Here is an 18,894-nt window from a genome sequence, read left to right on the forward strand (position 1 = left end):
CAAATTTGGTCGGCCCGATAAGCTTACGCCACCGGGCAGTCCATCGTTTGTCAGCCGCCTTTTGTTATCTGGCTGGCCTCTGACGGAGCATCAGTCACGCCGGGAAGTGGCTCAGGCAATTGCGGCGCAAAGCCGCGCAAACCGACCACATGAACATGCTCCGTATTATGGAAGACTTTACGGACCAGTTTATAAGTGGTGCCTTTTTCCGGACTGATGTTTTCCGGCGCTGCAATGATAAGTTGCATCTGCAAACGCTCGCACAGCTCGAACAATGTCGCGATAGAACGGGCATCAAGTCGCGCGGCTTCATCGAGGAACAGCAGGCGGCACGGGGAGATATCTTTCCCGCGTAAGCGACGCGCTTCATCTTCCCAGCTCTGAACAACCATCACCAGTATCGACATACCGGTACCGATCGCTTCCCCGGTCGACAACGCGCCGGACTCCGCACGCAGCCAGCCGTCGGAACCGCGGTTAACCTCCACTTCCATTTCAAGGTAGTTTCGGTAATCCAGCAACTCCTCGCCAATGGTTTGTGCCGTGCGCTGTCCCATATCGATCTGCGGATTCAGACGCTGATACAGTTTCGCTAACGCTTCAGAGAAGGTCAGACGGTTGCTTTTGAACAGGTCCTGATGCTGCTCATGCTGCTCAGACAACACTTCCAGCAGCATGGCATGCGTTTCACGGACATTAACGTTCAGACGCACACTGTTAACCTGGCCGAACGACACGCTCTGCAAGCCCTGGTTGAGCTGGCGGATGCGGTTTTGTTCGCGCTGGATGGTCTTGCGAATAATGTTCGCCACGCTGCGAGAGCTGATCGCCAGCTTCTGTTCACGGGAGGTAAGTTCTTCGGTCAGTCGGCCCAGTTCGATTTCCATCTGTTCGATGGCTTCCACCGGATCGTCGGTGCGAATAATATCCTGGCGAATACGCTCGCGAAGATGCTGATAAACCGCGACGAAGAACTGAATCTTGCGCTCCGGACGTTTAGGATCTTCAGACAGACGCAGGACGTCGCGCAGATGTTCGTTGTCCGCAACCGCCAGACGCAGCGCACCCAGCGCCTTATCCGACATCGAACGCAGCTCATCACCTGAGAGATAGGCCAGTTCACGACGATGCAACCTACGCTCTACGCCACTGTCTTTCACCAGCCGCATGACCGCGCACCACCCGGCTTTTGCGGTCACCACCTGCTCACGCATTTCGTGATAATCGCGCTCCAGTTTACGCAGCTTGCGGGTCAGGTTATCCATCTCCGCTTCGCAGAAGGTCAGCGCTTTTTCGAGCTGGTTACGACGCGCGCGGTTATTGCTCAACTGCGCATGCAGTTCATCACGGCGAATTCGTGCCCGTTCTTCCGCCCCGCTGTCGGCGCGGACGCCGATATCCTGCAGTTCACGCTGTAAATCGTTGAGCAATTCTTTCTTGGTGTCGTAAGAGCTTTTCAGCGAGGCCAGTACCTGATTGTACTGGCTGAGCTGTGCCGCATGTCCACGCAGCGCTTCACGGGCGCGGGTACGTTCGGCTTCTGCATGTTCCAGTCGTTCACGCAGTTTTTCATTCAGATCGCTATTACCGCTGAGCATTTCCGCTGAGTCGGAGTAGCCGAAGTGCGCACGACGCTGAACCACTTCCGTCAGCGCAAACGCCTGCTGACGCGCATCGCGCTGCGTCTGCTGGGAATACGCATAATCTTCTTTTAGCTGTTCAAACTGCTCCGGATCGCTTTGCAGCACTGAGACGATCGGTTCCAGTTTCGCCAGTTGATTACCGTGCTGTTGCACAAAGCGCGCGGCTTCCTGTGCTTCATCCAGACGCTCACGGATCTCTTCGACGCGGTCCGCCAGGCTGTCATCCGCCAGCAGATTCAGACGCGGCAGCAGGCGATTCAGTGCAGAAACGCCCTCTTTGGCCTGCTCATACTGGAGGCGCTGTTGCTGATTGTCATTTTCATGGGTCGTCAGCGTACGTTCCAGTTCAACACGACGCGCATTCAGCTGGCGAATTTCTGCTTCCGGATCGGGCTCAAACGCGACCGCCAGATGGCTGCCGATAAAGCGGCTGAACGCCTGATGCAGGCGCTGCGTTTTCTGTACGTCAAAAGAGAGTGTGGCAAAACGTTCAGACAACCCTTCGCGTTCAGCATGCAGAATCTCAATCCGGTTTTCACGCGCCGCACGACCAAACAGCGGTACGGACGGGAAGCGGGAATAGCGCCACTGGCGATCGGCTACCTTCACCACCACCGCTTTTTCCAGTTCATCGACGCTGAAAACGCTGTCGTCAAACGACTGCGGATCCCCTTCGATCAGATACAAATCTTCCGGGCACTCCTCCAGCCCTTCCAGTTGATCGGCGATCAGCGACAGATCCGGCACCACAATGGCATGACGGGACGGCCCATACAGTGCAGAGAAGTACGGCGCATCTTCAAGGCTGACATCATCATAGATTTCCGACAGCAGGACGCCGCCAAAACGTTCGGCCAGTGCGTTCAGGCGTTGATCTTCCGACCCGCCAGGCTGACTCAGACGCTCAATCTCTTCGTCGACCGCGTTTTTGCGCATGCCGACTTCGTCACGTTCCACAATCGCTTCACGTTCGCGTTCCAGCAATTGTTGCAGGTATTCGGTGACTTCCTGGCTGGAGGTAAACTCTTCGCCACACTGCTCGCTGAGCTGGCTCAGGCTATTTTGCGCTGCCAGCCAGACTGGCGCACGCTGCATTAAATGCTGAATGCGGGACTGTAACTGCTCCTGTTCCTGACGCAACGCCATGCGCTGTTCATGCGCGCTGGAGACGTTATCAGACAGCGAGGCAATGCGCGCTTCCAGCTCCTGATGCAGGGCTTCCAGCTCATCAATATCGAAATTCTTGCCCTGGCGTTTACAGAATTCCGCCAGCAGACGTTCGGCTTCCTGCTGTTCGCGCAGACGCTGCTCCAGTTCGCTCAGACGCATGCGTAGCGGTTGAACCTGCTCGGCCAGGTGACGCTGATCAACACCTTCGCGCAACAGTTCGCGGGCAACGTCCCAGGCTTCATTACGCGCCAGCGGCCCGTTAATCGCCACCACTAACTGATACGCTTGCTCGAACTGGCTGTGCGCCGTTTGCGCCACGCTCATTTTCTGCTCAAGAGAGAGCAAGGTATCCGTCGCTTCCTGCTCTTTTGCCTGGAATGTTTCCAGCCATTGCGCAGCGCTCTCCGCCGTTAAATCTGGCAGATGGCAAAGCGATTTAGCGCGCTCCAGCGCGGAAATCGCCTGGTTATATTGAATTGCGCGGGTTTGCTGCACGTCCAGCGCCTGCTGGTAATCCGCTAGCTGACTTTTCAGCTCATCGACTTCCAGCTCAGCGGCCTCGGCGCGCGCTTCGTTCTCTTCCTGACGATCGGCGGCTTCCGCTACCACTTCATTTTGTTCTTCGAGACGGATCTGCAATTCATCAAGATCCGCTTCATAACGCTCAATTTTTTCCTGCTGACGCAGCGCGGTTTGCACCAGGTTCAGGTGATCGCTCGCCGCCTGATAATCGGCTTCGAGATCGCCTTCCGCCCCGTTTTGTTCACCCAGCTCACGCGCCATGTCGACGTGTTTATACTGTTCCGCCGCCAGTTGCTTACGCGAGGTATAGAGTTCACGACGAAATTCCAGCGCTTTATCCAGATGGATCCGGCGCTCATTGGCGTGACGCATATAGTCCGCCGCTACATAGTTGGTGGCTTCGCTGATCAGGTGTTTGAACAGATCGCGGTCGGACTGCGTCACGCGAATGGCTTCCAGCGTCAGACGGTTTTCCCGCAGAGCGGCTTCCATATCCTGGAATGCCTTACGCACGCCGCTATTTTCCGGCAGCAAATAGTCGCGCAGAGAACGGGTAATCGCGCTGGAAATACCGCCGTATAGCGACGCTTCAATCAGACGGTAGAATTTACTACGGTCAGACGCAGAGCGCAGGCGGCGGGCAATGATGCCCAGATCGAACATCAATGAATGGTAATCAGTAATTGAGTTGAACTGCTTAAACTGCACGCCTTCCATCTCATCGAGCTTCTCTTTCAGCTCGTTCAGTGACAGAACGCGGGCCTGGCGTTCGTTCAGGGTTTCCGTTACCAGTTGCGTGGGCTGCACTGACATTGGCAGTCCCTGAATGGCAAACGGTTTGATGTCGACTTTACGATCGCGTCCGGCAACCTGTTGCAGACGTACGCCGACCACCACGCGCTGATGGCGGGAGTTGATCGTATCCAGCATCGAATAACAGACACCCGCCTTCAGCTTACCGTGCAGGCCTTTATCGCGTGAGCCGCTGGTCGCTCCGGCTTCAGTGGTGTTACGAAAGTGCAGCAGCGTTAAGTCAGGGATCAGCGCCGTCACGAACGCCGCCATGGTGGTGGACTTACCCGCCCCGTTCCCCCCAGAAAGAGTGGTAACCAGTTCATCCAGGTCAAAGGTACGGGCAAAGAAACCGTTCCAGTTAATCAGCGTCAGTGAGCGAAATTTACCGCGTTCAATCATTATTCTTCTTCTCCACTATCCGACTGATTATCTTCGGTCTCATCATTGAGCTGTAGGTGGTTTTCGACCGGCATGGCTTCACCATCGCGGATCAAGCGGCGTTGCGCCTCGCGTGGGTCATCGCCGGTACGAACATCCGCGCCAAAGCGGAACACCGATTCCGTAATGCGGAACTTGCTGCTGTCGTGCCCCATAAACCACACCATGCCTAAACGACGCAGCCGGTTTAAAGACGAGCGCATTTTTTCCTGTAACTTCTGGCGGTCAACGTCAGAACCGGTGGAACGGTTATTCACCAGTTTCAACAGTTTTGCTTCGTCAGCCAGCGTCAGCAGTTCATCGTACAGCTCCTGCTGGGTAAAAATTCCCTCATTCGCCAGACGCTCCGGGCTGAGATAGAGATAACAGAGAATTTTGCCGACCATCATGTCCAGCTCGGACAGAACGGACCGCGGAATAATGGTCGTCGAACGTGGACGCAGATAGAAGAATCCCTCCGGCGCGCGGATCAGCTCCACATTATAGCGGCTGTAAAACTCTTCCAGGTAATCCTGAAAGTCCATCAAAAAGGCATGATTATCCAGTTCATCCAGACCAATATGACGGCCTGAACGTAATGCGCTATCCAGCGCCGGAAATAACGGATTCGCCAGCGCCTGCGCCAGCTTAACCGGCATCACTTGTTCAATATTTGTCAATGACATGCGCCTGTACCTTGGCTCCGTAATCATTAATCGGCTGCCATTTTGCGGGCAGTCCGGTGAAGTCTGCTTGCGCTACGCCAAGACGTACCGCCTGATCGATAACAATACGCGCCACGTCGAAGTGACGTGAACGCGGGTATTGTGCAAGATACTCACGCACAACCAGACCGAGATCCAACGGCGTCTCTTTGGATTTATAGATGGCCAGTTGGCCTTCGATAATCGCCGCCAGTTGTTCGCGGATTTCGTTAAACTCTTCGTACTCTAAATCCGGAGGAAGTTCCCCGGTGACCTCTTCCTCACGCAACGCCATCTCTTCATCACGCATATCCAGCAGACGATCGGCGTTGGCGTAGGTCAGTGCCCACGGGTCGTCAAAGTAGGTCTGAACCGACTGACGTAAGCGCTGGGCAAAGACGCGGTTTTTATCCATATCAATGGCGGTACGGATAAATTTGTGGACGTGGCGGTCATAGCCAATCCACAGATCGATGGATTGCTGGCCCCAGCTAATAATACGATCCAGCTTGCTCTGCAGGTCAAATACGAGACGATCGACAAAATGCAGGTCCTCCTGGGTCAGCGTTGCATCCTGAATCCGCAAAAGGTTGGCCTGTAATTTGTCGCCAGCGGCTTCCAGCGTATCCTGTAATTCCCGTAACGTGCCGGACGTTTCCGAAAGCAGCAGCTCACAACTCGAAATCGCTGCCCGCCAGTCTTTATTCAGCAACTGAGCAATATCGTCTTTCACCTGCTGCTGCTGCTCATCCATGATGCGCTGGGTCAAATCGATACTGTCAAAAATCTCGGCCACCGAATATTTGAGCGGCGCGTAAACATTGCGGTGCCAGTGAAACTCATCACCGCCTTCGTCCGCCGCGTCTGCCGCACGCTTAAGTTCACCCGCCACGATCGACAACTGCATCGACAGACGCAGCGTGGAAAACTCGCGCTGGCGGATATAATAATCGGTAATACCAATACCGAGCGGCGTCAGGCGATAGATCGCGTTCCCTTCGGCCTGCTCGCTGGTAAAGCGGTTCAGCAGACGTTGACGAACCATATCGTTGATCGCATTGTTCGCGCGCACGCCAATGGTTTCGCTGGTTTGCTCAAACGCATCACTGACATGGCGAAACGCATCCACCAGTTCGCCTTCACTCATCTCGCCGTCAAGGCGCTCACCGTTCAGGGTGGCAACCGCCAGAAGGAACGAGAGTCGGTCTACCGGCAGCGAGATAGAAAAGTCATTTTTTCTGGCCCAGGCAACCAGTTCGGGGACTGTCTGGGAAAATTCACTCATAAGTTATCCTTGCATCTGCGGTTTACGCGCGGTGACATGAATGTATCGACCCAGGCTGATATACGGCTCCTGGCGACAATAACGCGTTTCTAGTTCGAGCAATATCTCATAACACTCACGCTGCTGATGTTTCTCACGCAGATAATCATGAAACACGCGCACACCGGTCTTACCGGTAATTTGCCAGCCGATCCGTTCCAGCCACTGGTAAACCTGTCCCGGCTCACGGGGATAGTCTGGCGAAAGCGTACGCTTTTTACGCTTAGGCATCCCCACCTGCACATAGTCAAAGTTCCCGGCCACCATGTTATGCATCAACAGACCGTTGGCATTGTAGAACATTAACGACAGTGCGCCATCGGGACGCAGTACCGACCACAGGGTTTCTAACACACTGACCGGTTCGGCTACCCACTCCAGCACAGCGTGAAACAATATCAGATCAACGGGGCTTTCCAAATGCGTAGCAACGTCCTGAGCAGCGCATTGTATAAAATGCATGTTATCGCTCACACCTTTTGCTTCAGCCGCCTGCTGCGCACGGGCGATCATTTCCCCGGAGAGATCGCACAAGGTCACATGGTGACCACGCTCCGCCATTTTAATGGCCGTCTGCCCCTCACCGCCTCCAGCATCCAGCACCCGTAATTTCTGTGGTCCGAGGTCCTCCAGCATACGGTCCAGATCCTGCCACAGGATCGCCTGCCTGAGCTGACCTTTCGTCGTGCCGTAAATATTACGGGAAAACTTCTCAGCGATGTCATCAAAATTGCGATCGCGCATCGGGCTCTCCACTGGCTGGTCTGGCTGTTCTCTGATAAAACCGCTATTTTGTCACACCCGCGCGGAGAATGAACCTGTCTGGTGTAATATCCCGACTATTCTTCTGCCGGGTGGTTAAAAAAGGAACCAATAAGGATGTTTTTCACACTCAAGAAAGTGATTGGCGGTATGCTACTGCCCCTCCCTTTTCTGCTTCTTATCATGGGTATTGGCCTGGCGCTACTCTGGTGCACTCGTTTTCAGAAAACGGGAAAGATATTTATCAGCGTTGGCTGGCTGGTTCTCCTCTTACTCAGTCTGCAACCCGTCGCGGATCGCTTACTGCGCCCCATTGAGGATAGCTATCCAACCTGGCAGAACACACAGAAAGTGAAGTACATTGTGGTGTTAGGTGGAGGCTATACCTGGAATCCTCAATGGGCTCCCAGTTCCAATTTGATCAATAACAGCCTGCCGCGTCTCAATGAGGGGATTCGTTTGTGGCGGGCGAACCCGGGATCGAAACTGATTTTTACCGGCGCAAACGCCAGAACGAATCCTGTGAGTACGGCTGAGGCCGGCGCACGCGTGGCGCAATCACTGGGCGTTCCCTTAGCGGATATTATTACGCTGAACGAGCCAAAAGATACTGAGGAAGAGGCCGCCGCCGTGAAGCAGGCGATTGGCAACGCGCCTTTTCTGTTGGTGACATCCGCGTCTCACCTGCCGCGGGCAATGATTTTTTTCAGACAGGCCGGGCTAAACCCCCGGCCCGCTCCGGCCAATCAGTTAGCCATTGATTCACCGCTGAATCCCTGGGAGCGCGCTATTCCTTCGCCCGTATGGCTGATGCACAGCGACCGTGCAGGTTATGAGACGCTGGGAAGGGTCTGGCAGTGGCTGAAAGGTACCTCAGGCGAGCCAGGGCAAGAGTGATTTCGCGGCCAGATCAAAATTCGACCGGTTAAAACGCCCGGTGTTGACCAGTTGGGAGATTTCATCCCATAACACATAGAGCCAGCGCCGCCAGATGAACGACTCCGCCACTGGCGCGCGTTGCAGATAATGCCAGAGCAGACCTTCCGCCAGCGCATTATCCATTAGTCGAAACAGTTCATACTCCCGGGGCGCCCACAGCATGATGCCCGGCCCAACCATTGCCAGGAGCTGATCGCTACGGGCATCTTTCAACATACTGCGCAGACTGAAGTTGCCGTGAACCAGCACACAGTTATCGTTAAAACCTTCAAATAATGCAGGCAGACACTCACGGGTACGAAACAGAATACGTTTATCCTGCATCGTCAGCCCGGTGTTGTTGAACTGATTGAGGGTGCTCCACAGCACCTCGACGCGTTGCCGATACCAGGACGGCCAGATGTTTTCCTGAGTATTATCCACCGCCCCGACGCAGCCACGGCTGTCCTGCCGGTGCCATGCCAGCAGCCCTTCGACAATCTGATCCTTAAGCTGATCCCAGCGCTCTGGCGTTCGCGCCGGTGCTTCAACCGGGACGCCGCGCAGACGCTCCAGCAGTAATACATCCGGCCCGGGATGTTCCTCGTGGGTCATCACACCGTAAATGACCGGCATACGCACAGTGCCACTTCGCGCCAGCATGGTTGTTTTCCAGGCCACTTGTTGTGCGACACCCGGTGTGGTGAAGGTTCGCGCCATCAATGGCATCGGATTACCCTGGCTGTCATAGAGTGACCACAACGCTGAGTCGGTTTTCTCACTCACGCATTCAATGCGGCTCAGTTTTTCGCCCAGCAGATGACTTAATTCGGCGCGCAGCTGTTCCATTCAGATTGCCCTCATAAAAGCTACTGCTTTTATAATGAGCGCCCCATCGCCAGATGTCACCTGGATGAGATCAATTCCTGAAAAGAAAAAGCGAGGAAAATCGTAACGGTACGACACTCCTCTCATCACAGAGCGGAATGTCGCAAAGGAAATTAACGCATTTCAGCGCGAACGCGCTCAAGGTCTTCTGCGGTATCCACGCCAGTACCGGGCACTTCTTTCGCTACCGCCACATGGATTTTTTCGCCATACCACAGCACGCGAAGTTGCTCCAGCATTTCAATATTTTCCAGTGGACTGGGTTGCCAGCTCACATAACGGCGGATAAACCCAGCACGATAGCCATAAATGCCGAGATGACGCAGGAAGGTGTCGCCAACAGTTTCCAGACTTTTTGCAAAGCGATCACGATCCCAGGGGATTGTCGCGCGCGAGAAGTAGAGCGCATAACCTTCTGCATCCAGCACCACTTTCACCGCATTAGGATTGAAAGCTTCTTCTGCGCCGTGAATCGGTGCCGCGAGCGTAGCCATTCCGACCTGACGCTGCGCCAGGTTTTCCGCGACCTGGCGAATGATGACAGCCGGGATCATTGGCTCATCACCCTGCACATTGACAATGACCGTGTCATCGCTGAAGCCACACTTTTCAACCACTTCAGCAAGGCGCTCAGTGCCGGACTGGTGATCGGCGCGGGTCATGCACACCTCGCCTCCCGCCGCTTCCACCGCACGCGCCACGTCCTGGTGATCGGTTGCAACAATAATGCGCTCAGCACCGGATTCACGCGCGCGCTCCAGCACATGCACAATCATGGGTTTGCCGTTAATGTCCAGCAGCGGTTTACCCGGCAGACGCGTAGATGCATAACGGGCAGGAATAATGACGACAAAACTCATGATTTACGCTCATCAGCCGTTAATACGCGGGCTTCGGTTTCCAGTAACACGGGAATGCCATCACGCAGGGGAAAGGCGAGGTTATCCAGTTTGCAGATAAGCTCTTGTTTTTCCTGGTTGTACCAGAGTTTCCCGTTACAGACCGGGCAGGCAACGATTTCAAGCAGACGATGATCCATAGTTCCTCCAGATGGACCGGGTAGTGAATCGGGGAATCTTATCATACACACTCACGCGACTGCGTCTATTTCCCAACCCAGGCGACAGTCGACAAAAAGACCTTGCGGGCAGTGCCCCAGGGTAATGCGAGTCGCATTTTGCCAGCGGGCAAAATCCGTTATTGCCTGTTTAAGCCCTTTTTGCAGCATTACGCCTGGCTTTACCCCCTCTTCCAGGTAAAGCGAGATGACTTCCAGCACGCCCGTTTTACGATGCATTTTGGCATCCATGCGCCCGACTAACTGCCCGCGATGCAGCAAGGGCAGGACAAAGTAACCGTATTGCCGCTTCGGCGCTGGCGTATAGCACTCCAGACGGTAGCTGAAATCAAAGAGTTGTTCCGCCCGTTTACGATCCCACACCACCGGATCAAACGGCGACAGCACGGCGCTATGGGTCGCGGTCAATTTTCCCGCCAGCGCCTGTTCAAGAAACGGAAGAAGGTTGGCGTGCAACCACAGTGTTCCCAGCGTTTCGACCTCTACGGGGAAAATTTGCTGCTGCTCAGCTCGTATGTCGCGCCACTCTTTTACATCAGGCCGTTTCAGACGGTAGTAATCGGCCAGCCACTGTTCGCGGAAAATCCCCAGACTGCGCGCACTGTTGTCCAGCATGACACGTTCAGCCTGCGCCTGTGAAAGCAAATCACGTTCGTCGTCCCAGTGCGGCATGACGCGATGAGTGAGATCGTACACACGCTGGAAATTACGCCGTTCGACAACCATCACTTTGCCGGCGGTAAATAGCCCTTCCAGATGCCGTTTATGCGGTTTCCACTCCCACCAGCCGCTGGCACCCTTGCGCGGGTGCTCAAAATCGGCAGATCGAACCGGTCCATTATGATGGATGTGCTCTAACAGTTGGCTAATTTCGTGGGCATGTTCTTTCATCCACGCCGCTTTATACTTCCAGCCCATTTTTTCTGGCGCCAGCATCCGGTGACGTATCAGCATAAAGTCGCTGCGCGGCAGAAAACAGGCTTCATGAGCCCAGTACTCCATCAGTTCGCCGTGTGTAAGCGCCTCATCCAGCCACTGCGACGTGTAATCGCCCAGTCTGCTGAACAGCACCAGATAGGGGCTACGCGCGACAACGTTGATGGTGTCGATTTGCAACAGCGACATGCGGGTAATTGTCGGCAGAATATCGCTTGCCACTGCACGGCGGCGCGGTTTTTTTAATAACCCCTGAGCGGCAAGATGAAGGTTACGGGCATCCGTAAGAGAGAGGTGTGGCAACGACATTCATGACTCCCATCGTTCGTTCGCTGCCGTGGTCGAACTAACGAGCCAGCGAGGTCAATTTTTCAAGTAATGCCTCAGGTTCTGCCCCGGACAGACACGCATCAACAGGGAGATACCACCAGTTATCCCTGGCAAAGGCGCGACACTTAACAGCATCCTTTTCCGTCATGATCAGCGTTTGTGCGTTACTCAACAAAGCGTTGACGTCCTCAGCAGTCAGTGCCTGATGATCCGCCAGAGGAACACATTTTTGCGGGTGGACGCCACATGCCTCAAGCGTGGCGAAAAAACGCGGAGGATGACCAATACCCGCCATCGCAACAACATTGTGCAACTGCGCGACATCACGCCGCTCACCTGTACGCAGGTTTACGGCGAGACCGGGTGCCAGGCGCATCGGGATCTCTCCCGCATGCGGTATACCGCCATTGGTGATAACGGCATCCACAGATTTCAAACGACTCACGCGTTCACGCATTGGACCGGCCGGAAGCCACCAGCCGTTACCGAACCGACGAACGCCATCCACTACCACAATTTCGACATCACGCGCCAGACGATAGTGTTGCAGACCATCATCCGTTACGATGATATCCACATTATGATTCGCTAAAATTGCGGCCACCGCTTCCGCCCTGTCGGGCGATACCGCAACAGGCGCCCCGGTACGCTGGAAAATCAATACCGGCTCATCACCTGCCTCGGCGGTTGTGGTTTCGCTATTCAGCAATAACGGATAAGACGCCGCTTTTCCACCGTAGCCACGGGAAACGACGCCGACACGGATACCGCGTCGTTGAAGTTGCTCGACTAGCCAGATAACCACGGGCGTTTTACCGTTGCCGCCAGCCGTCAGGTTGCCCACCACCACTACCGGCACCGGCGCTCGCCAGGCACGCTTGAACCCGAGCCGATAGCAAAGGCGAATCACGCCGCTCACCAGACCATAAAGCCAGGAGAGAGGAAGCAATAGCCGCCACAAGGGCGACTCACCTGACCAGATTCGTGCGATCATTGACCAAATTGCATTTTGTGCAGTTGAGCGTAGACGCCACGATGTTCCAGCAGCTCAACATGCGTACCGCGTTCTACAATCACCCCATCTTCCACAACCACAATTTCGTCGGCCTGTTCAATCGTGGAAAGACGGTGCGCAATCACCAACGAGGTACGGTTTTTCTGCAACTCGTCCAGCGCCGCCTGAATAGCACGCTCAGACTCGGTATCCAGCGCAGACGTCGCTTCGTCAAGGATCAGAATGGGGCTATCACGCAGCAGCGCACGGGCAATGGCGATACGTTGACGTTGACCACCCGAAAGCAGCACGCCGTTTTCACCAATCACCGTATCAAGGCCGTTATCCATCTTATTGATAAAGTCCATGGCATACGCCATGCGGGCCGCTTCTTCAATTTGTTCGCGGGTGTACACCTCGTTGCGGGCGTAGGCGATATTATTCGCCACAGTGTCGTTAAACAGATGGACGTTTTGCGACACCAGCGCGACCTGATTACGTAACGAGGATAGCGTGTACTCGCGCAGATCGTGACCATCCATCAGGATCTCGCCTTCATTGATGTCATAGAAACGCGTGATCAGGCTGGCAATGGTTGATTTACCGGAACCTGAACGCCCTACCAGCGCAACGGTTTTACCCGCAGGGATTTTCAGATTAATGTCGCGCAGCGCAGGCACTTCGCGGCCCGGATAGGTAAAGGTCACATTGCGGAATTCGAGATCGCCTGTCGCACGTTCAATAACACGTTTACCTTCGTCTTTTTCCTGCTCGCTATCCAGAATCGCAAACAAGGTCTGACACGCCGCCATACCACGCTGAAACTGGGCGTTGACGTTGGTCAGTGATTTCAGTGGACGCATCAGCGCAATCATGGAAGAGAAGACCACGGTGATCGTCCCTGCCGTCAGGCTGTCCATCACGCTTGGGAAGCTTGCTGCATACAGGACGAATGCCAGCGCCAGGGAAGCAATCAACTGGATAATAGGATCGGAAATAGAAGACGCTGACACCATCTTCATCCCTTGCAGACGCATTCGGTTGCTGACTTTATCGAAGCGTTTGGTTTCCACTTCCTGACCGCCGAAGATCAGCACTTCTTTGTGGCCTTTCAGCATTTGCTCAGCGCTGGTCGTCACCTGCCCCATCGTATTCTGCATATTTTTACTGATGGCACGAAAACGTTTAGAGACGACACGAATCGCAATCGACACAATCGGCGCAAGCACCACGAGGATGATGGACAGTTGCCAGCTATAATAAAACATCATGATAAACAGGCCGATAATCGATGCGCCTTCGCGCACAACAGTAATCAGCGCCCCGGAAGAGGAAGAGGCAACCTGTTCAGAATCATAGGTAATCCGCGATAACAGCGTCCCGGTGGACTGCTTGTCAAAGAAGGAAACGGGCATACCCATCATATGGCCAAATAAGCGGCGACGCATGGTCATCACCACTTTGCCGGACACCCAGGAAATACAGTAACTGGAAATATAGCTGGTGATACCACGCAATATCATCAGCCCGATCACCACCAGCGGCATCCAAAGCAACACTGAGCGATCTGTTTTACCAAAACCATCGTCCAGTAATGGTTTGAGGAGCGATAACATGAAGGTATCGCTGGCCGCGTTGAGGATTAACGCAACACCCGCCACGATCAGACCCGATTTGAAAGGCGCAATGGTTGGCCACAGTCGGCGAAACGTCTGCCACGTAGAGAGATCTTTATCGTTATGCATTCAAAAAACCAGCATTTGTTGAAATAGCCGCATATTCTACCCGTTATCGTCTGGCACGCCAAACCACTGATGATACCAACGCGGTAAAATTTGCTCCCGTAGGCTGTAGACTCGCCAGCCTTCTTTTGAAAAAACCAGCGAAATTTGCCCCTGGTGTGGCGTATCGAGCCACTGGTAGTCCTGTTGTTGATAGCGCTGCGCGACCTTCCACGAAGGTAGCCGCCAGGCGTTATAGCGCGATGCAGAGACCACCGCCACCCGGCCATTAACGCGTTGAATCAACGCTAATGACGAGGATGTATTGCTGCCATGATGTGGAACCTGAATAGCCGTTGCCGAAAGATGTTGCCAGTAATGGCTAAGCATTTTCTGTTCCGCCACGGACTCTATATCGCCCGTCAGCAGAATACTGTGCGTACCATCATCAATTTTTACGACGCAGGAGCGGTTATTTCCCTGCGTTTGATCTCCTTGCAGCGGCCAATGGGCGCTAAAACGTAGCCCTTCCCATTGCCATGTCTCTCCACGATTGCACGGTAAATGGTCCCTCCAGCCCAAGGGACTGCGGATCCAAAGCATTGGCCAGACACTCTGCAAAGAGTGTAGTCCACCCCGGTGATCAAGATGCTCATGGCTGAGAATAATTCCTTCAGGTTGCAGATGATGCCAGCGCAGCCACGGAATGATCGTCTGTTGGGCACTGTCTCCTCCCGGCCAGGCTGGCCCGGTATCATAAAGCACCGCTTTACCATTGCGGGCAATGACCATTGCTAATCCTTGTCCGACGTCCAGCATGTGTACCTGCCATGTCCCGCAGTGAGAGGAACTCCAGAACGGCCAACTCAGCAGGGCCAACATGGCCAGACAGATGCCGGGCAAAACGCGCCATGCCGTAAATCGCCAGGCAATAAGCATAAGCCAGGGAGCAAAGACCAGCCACTGCCAACGCTCATCGACACTGAGCCATCCCGCAGGCAATTGCCTGAGTCCCTGGAACAATATTGCCAGCGAGCGATCAGCCAGAAACCATAATCCATTTTCTATTATTAATGGTCCGGTCAGGTGTACCAGCATACCCGCCAGAATCAACGGTACACTGATAAACGTCACCAGCGGCACGGCAAACAGATTTGCAACAAAAGAGGTCTGGCTAATGCCGTGAAACAGCGCAATTTGTAACGGCAGGAGCAACAGGGTCATCCCCAGTTGAAGGTGAGCCAGTTCAACCAGCATTTGTCCAGCCCGGGGTAAGGACCAGGCAGGACACGGAAACCACTGATACCAGAATAGCAACGCGGCAACCGCAAATGCAGATAGCCAGAGGCTTTGAGAGAGAATGGCAACAGGATCGACGACCACGATTGCCGCCAGACAACACCACCACACCGACCACCCACTCCATTGCCGTCCGCTTAATTTCAGCGCTCCCCATACCAGTAACGCCACCACCGTCCGTAACGCTGGCGGTTGCAACCCCGTCAACCAGGCGTAAAACGCGGCGCAGAGAAGCCCGCCAACTAAGGGATACTGCCAGTGGATCCAGCGTGTCGGGAGTAAGAATTGCCCGCCGCGAAGCAGAATTGCGACGAGTAATGCTGCAAAAGCAATATGCAAACCGGAAATTGCCATTAAATGCGTGGTACCGGTATCGCGCATTGTCTCTTTTACTTCCTGCGGGACCAGTAAGCGCTCCCCCATTCCCAACCCGAGTATCACCTGCTGCCACGGATATGGTGCCAAAGAAGAAGTTAGCGAAGCGAGGTAACGGGCGCGCAGACTGCATGCGCTGTCGATAACCCTGGCCTTTAAGAAACGCCCCGTAAGCAATTGATGCTGCGCTAATGCATAACGCTGGCTATCAAATCCGCCCTCATTTAACTCTCCGTGAACAGCACGGACCTTGAGCGTCATCGCCCAACGCTGTCCTGCGCATGGCGGTAATGGCAGGTATTGATCATAAAGCACGATGCCTACCGGCGGGAAAAGCGCATGTCCGTTAAGGTGCGTGATCCGCCCTGTATGCGTCGTCTGGTTATCTGTCGCCGTGATTTCTACGATAGCGTCCTGAGTCTTCACTGGCAGCGTATTTACCGCCCACAACGACTGCTTTGCTGCCATGACGCCCCATAAAAAAAATAACAGAACCAGTGCAGAGCATTGCATCACATTGTAAGGCAGAAGACTTAACAGGCAGGCCACGGTAAACAGCGCCAGAACGCACAATGTCCCAGGCAACGTTGGCAGCAAGATCAGCGGGAATATGCCGCATAACGCGCACAGACTGACCGTCGTTAATTTCATGAACACCTCCATTGGCGGAAGTGTGCTGATTCATTGAGGCGTTGTCTGGTGGCAAAAAGCGGTTTTACGCACGAGGTTCCGCTGTATTTATCTCTGAGCGGTAACGTGCGTCATGAAATGCGATCTCTCTTCCTGTTCAGGAAGCGAAATATGAAAAAAGCACCTTTACGGTGCTTTTTCTGAGGTCACGTTTTGCGAAAAACTTAACCGTAAATGTTGGCGCGATCGCGCAATTCTTTACCCGGCTTAAAGTGCGGAACGTATTTTCCTTCCAGCTCCACTTTATCGCCAGTCTTCGGGTTACGCCCGGTACGTGGTGCGCGGTAGTGCAAAGAAAAGCTGCCGAAACCGCGGATTTCAATACGCTCGCCCTGCGCAAGAGTCGAGGCCATATGCTCCAGCATCTCTTTTACAGCATCTTCAACCGCTTTCGCGGGAATATGAGACTGCTGAGTGGCAAGTCTTTCAATCAATTCTGACTTGGTCATGCTTCCTCCGGTTCCAATAAGCTGCTGCATTGATTAAGGGCGGCCGTGGCCGCCCTTTGTCATTGATTACAGAACGAATTCTATAATCTGTCAAGTAATCTCGTCTTACTTCGGGACGAAACATCCCGAAGTTTCAAAGAATTACTCGCCTTTAGCTGCTTTGAAAGCTTCAGCCATTGCGTTGTTAGAGAAGTTTGCATCTTCCTGTTTGTTAACAGTTGCGATGGCATCTTTCTCATCAGCTTCGTCTTTAGCACGAACAGACAGGCTGATTGCACGGTTCTTACGGTCAACGCCGGTGAATTTAGCTTCAACGTCGTCACCCACGCTCAGAACCAGGGTAGCATCTTCAACGCGGTCACGGGATGCTTCAGAAGCGCGCAGGTAACCTTCAACGCCGTCAGCCAGTTCTACAGTTGCGCCTTTCGCGTCAACAGCAGTCACTTTACCGTTTACGATTGCGCCTTTCTTGTTCAGTGCAACCCAGTTGTTGAACGGATCTTCTGCGAGCTGTTTAACGCCCAGGGAGATACGCTCACGTTCTGCGTCAACCTGCAGAACAACTGCAGCGATTTCGTCGCCTTTTTTGTATTCACGTACTGCTTCTTCGCCTGCAACGTTCCAGGAGATGTCAGACAGGTGAACCAGGCCATCGATGCCGCCGTCCAGGCCGATGAAGATACCGAAGTCAGTGATAGACTTGATTTTACCTTCAACACGGTCGCCCTTGTTGTGGGTTTCCGCGAACTGCTGCCATGGGTTGTTTTTGCACTGTTTCAGGCCCAGGGAGATACGACGACGTTCTTCGTCGATATCCAGAACCATCACTTCCACTACATCGCCAACGTTAACAACTTTGGACGGATGGATGTTTTTGTTGGTCCAGTCCATTTCGGAAACGTGTACCAGGCCTTCAACGCCTTCTTCGATTTCAACGAAGCAGCCGTAGTCAGTCAGGTTGGTTACGCGACCAGTCAGTTTGGTACCTTCCGGATAACGCTTAGCGATAGCTACCCACGGATCTTCGCCCAGCTGTTTCAGGCCCAGAGATACACGGGTACGCTCGCGATCGAACTTCAGCACTTTAACAGTGATTTCGTCGCCAACGTTTACGATTTCGCTCGGATGCTTAACGCGTTTCCAGGCCATATCGGTGATGTGCAGCAGGCCGTCAACGCCACCCAGATCAACGAATGCACCGTAGTCAGTGAGGTTCTTAACGATACCTTTAACTTCCATGCCTTCCTGCAGGTTTTCCAGCAGTTGATCGCGCTCTGCGCTGTTTTCGGATTCGATCACGGCACGACGAGAAACAACAACGTTGTTGCGCTTCTGATCCAGCTTGATGACTTTGAATTCAAGCTCTTTGCCTTCCAGGTGCAGCGTGTCGCGCACCGGACGAACGTCTACCAGTGAACCTGGCAGGAACGCACGAATACCGTTCAGCTCAACAGTGAAGCCGCCCTTAACTTTGCCGTTGATAACACCGGTAACAGTTTCAGCATCTTCGTAAGCTTTTTCCAGCGTGATCCATGCTTCGTGACGTTTCGCTTTCTCACGAGACAGCAGGGTTTCACCGAAGCCGTCTTCTACTGCATCCAGAGCAACATCAACTTCGTCACCCACCTGGATTTCCAGTTCGCCAGCTGCGTTTTTGAACTGCTCTGCAGGGATTGCAGATTCAGATTTCAGGCCTGCATCAACCAGAACAACGTCTTTGTCGATAGCAACAACAACACCGCGAACGATGGAACCCGGACGGGTTTCGATTTCTTTTAAGGATTCTTCAAACAGTTGAGCAAAAGATTCAGTCATGTTTAATCTTCAGGTTTCATATTTAACGTCCACCTGGCTCCATGCCGGATGGGGTTGTTTAACA

14 protein-coding genes are annotated in these 18,894 nt (G+C 53.9%); 1 reads left to right on the top strand and 13 read right to left on the bottom strand.

All coding sequences use genetic code 11. The annotated features are described in order from the left end of the window. Positions 1-50: 50 nt before the first annotated feature. Genes mukB through cmoM form a run of 4 tightly spaced genes read right to left on the bottom strand, consistent with a single transcriptional unit; the run spans position 51 to position 7,319 of the window. Positions 51-4,529, bottom strand: coding sequence for a chromosome partition protein MukB (mukB, locus tag WB371_RS03230; protein WP_336218692.1), 4,479 nt, complete (start codon positions 4,527-4,529; stop codon positions 51-53). After that, positions 4,529-5,233: a chromosome partition protein MukE gene (gene mukE, locus WB371_RS03235; protein WP_336218693.1), complete on the bottom strand. Its 705-nt coding sequence runs from the start codon at positions 5,231-5,233 to the stop codon at positions 4,529-4,531. Before mukE ends, mukB begins: the two co-directional genes overlap by 1 nt. Then, the gene (gene mukF / locus WB371_RS03240; RefSeq protein ID WP_336218694.1) at positions 5,214-6,536 is read right to left on the bottom strand and encodes a chromosome partition protein MukF; all 1,323 of its coding nucleotides are present in this window, start codon (positions 6,534-6,536) and stop codon (positions 5,214-5,216) included. Before mukF ends, mukE begins: the two co-directional genes overlap by 20 nt. A gap of 3 nt (positions 6,537-6,539) precedes the next feature. Continuing rightward, entirely contained in the window at positions 6,540-7,319 is a 780-nt protein-coding gene (gene cmoM / locus WB371_RS03245) for a tRNA uridine 5-oxyacetic acid(34) methyltransferase CmoM (protein WP_336218695.1), read from the bottom strand. Between the two features lie 135 nt (positions 7,320-7,454). Here cmoM and elyC point away from each other — a divergent pair, with 135 nt between their 5' ends. Then, positions 7,455-8,234, top strand: a complete 780-nt coding sequence (gene elyC / locus WB371_RS03250) for an envelope biogenesis factor ElyC (RefSeq protein WP_336218696.1) — start codon at positions 7,455-7,457, stop codon at positions 8,232-8,234. Here elyC and WB371_RS03255 read toward each other — a convergent pair. From WB371_RS03255 to rpsA, 9 genes are all read right to left on the bottom strand, one after another. After that, positions 8,211-9,104 (bottom strand): YcbJ family phosphotransferase, encoded by an 894-nt coding sequence (locus WB371_RS03255; protein WP_336218697.1) that lies wholly within the window; start codon positions 9,102-9,104, stop codon positions 8,211-8,213. The genes elyC and WB371_RS03255 overlap by 24 nt on opposite strands. 152 nt (positions 9,105-9,256) lie before the next feature. Then, on the bottom strand, positions 9,257-10,003 hold the full coding sequence (gene kdsB / locus WB371_RS03260; protein ID WP_336218698.1) for a 3-deoxy-manno-octulosonate cytidylyltransferase: 747 nt from the start codon (positions 10,001-10,003) through the stop codon (positions 9,257-9,259). Further along, positions 10,000-10,182 carry a protein YcaR gene (gene ycaR, locus WB371_RS03265; protein ID WP_336218699.1) on the bottom strand — a complete coding sequence of 61 codons (183 nt, stop codon included), beginning with the start codon at positions 10,180-10,182 and terminating at the stop codon, positions 10,000-10,002. Before ycaR ends, kdsB begins: the two co-directional genes overlap by 4 nt. A gap of 51 nt (positions 10,183-10,233) precedes the next feature. Next, on the bottom strand, positions 10,234-11,466 hold the full coding sequence (locus WB371_RS03270; RefSeq protein ID WP_336218700.1) for a winged helix-turn-helix domain-containing protein: 1,233 nt from the start codon (positions 11,464-11,466) through the stop codon (positions 10,234-10,236). Between the two features lie 37 nt (positions 11,467-11,503). Beyond that, on the bottom strand, positions 11,504-12,481 hold the full coding sequence (gene lpxK, locus WB371_RS03275) for a tetraacyldisaccharide 4'-kinase (protein ID WP_336218701.1): 978 nt from the start codon (positions 12,479-12,481) through the stop codon (positions 11,504-11,506). Next, on the bottom strand, positions 12,478-14,226 hold the full coding sequence (gene msbA / locus WB371_RS03280) for a lipid A ABC transporter ATP-binding protein/permease MsbA (protein ID WP_336218702.1): 1,749 nt from the start codon (positions 14,224-14,226) through the stop codon (positions 12,478-12,480). Before msbA ends, lpxK begins: the two co-directional genes overlap by 4 nt. 36 nt (positions 14,227-14,262) lie before the next feature. Beyond that, the gene (locus WB371_RS03285; protein ID WP_336218703.1) at positions 14,263-16,527 is read right to left on the bottom strand and encodes a ComEC family protein; all 2,265 of its coding nucleotides are present in this window, start codon (positions 16,525-16,527) and stop codon (positions 14,263-14,265) included. A 203-nt stretch (positions 16,528-16,730) separates the two neighbouring features. After that, positions 16,731-17,015, bottom strand: coding sequence for an integration host factor subunit beta (gene ihfB / locus WB371_RS03290; protein WP_000167332.1), 285 nt, complete (start codon positions 17,013-17,015; stop codon positions 16,731-16,733). A gap of 141 nt (positions 17,016-17,156) precedes the next feature. After that, positions 17,157-18,830 (bottom strand): 30S ribosomal protein S1, encoded by a 1,674-nt coding sequence (gene rpsA / locus WB371_RS03295; RefSeq protein WP_336218704.1) that lies wholly within the window; start codon positions 18,828-18,830, stop codon positions 17,157-17,159. Between the last annotated feature and the right edge of the window lie 64 nt (positions 18,831-18,894).

The sequence above is a fragment of the Citrobacter amalonaticus genome, from assembly GCF_037053465.1.
Taxonomy (GTDB): domain Bacteria; phylum Pseudomonadota; class Gammaproteobacteria; order Enterobacterales; family Enterobacteriaceae; genus Citrobacter_A; species Citrobacter_A amalonaticus_H.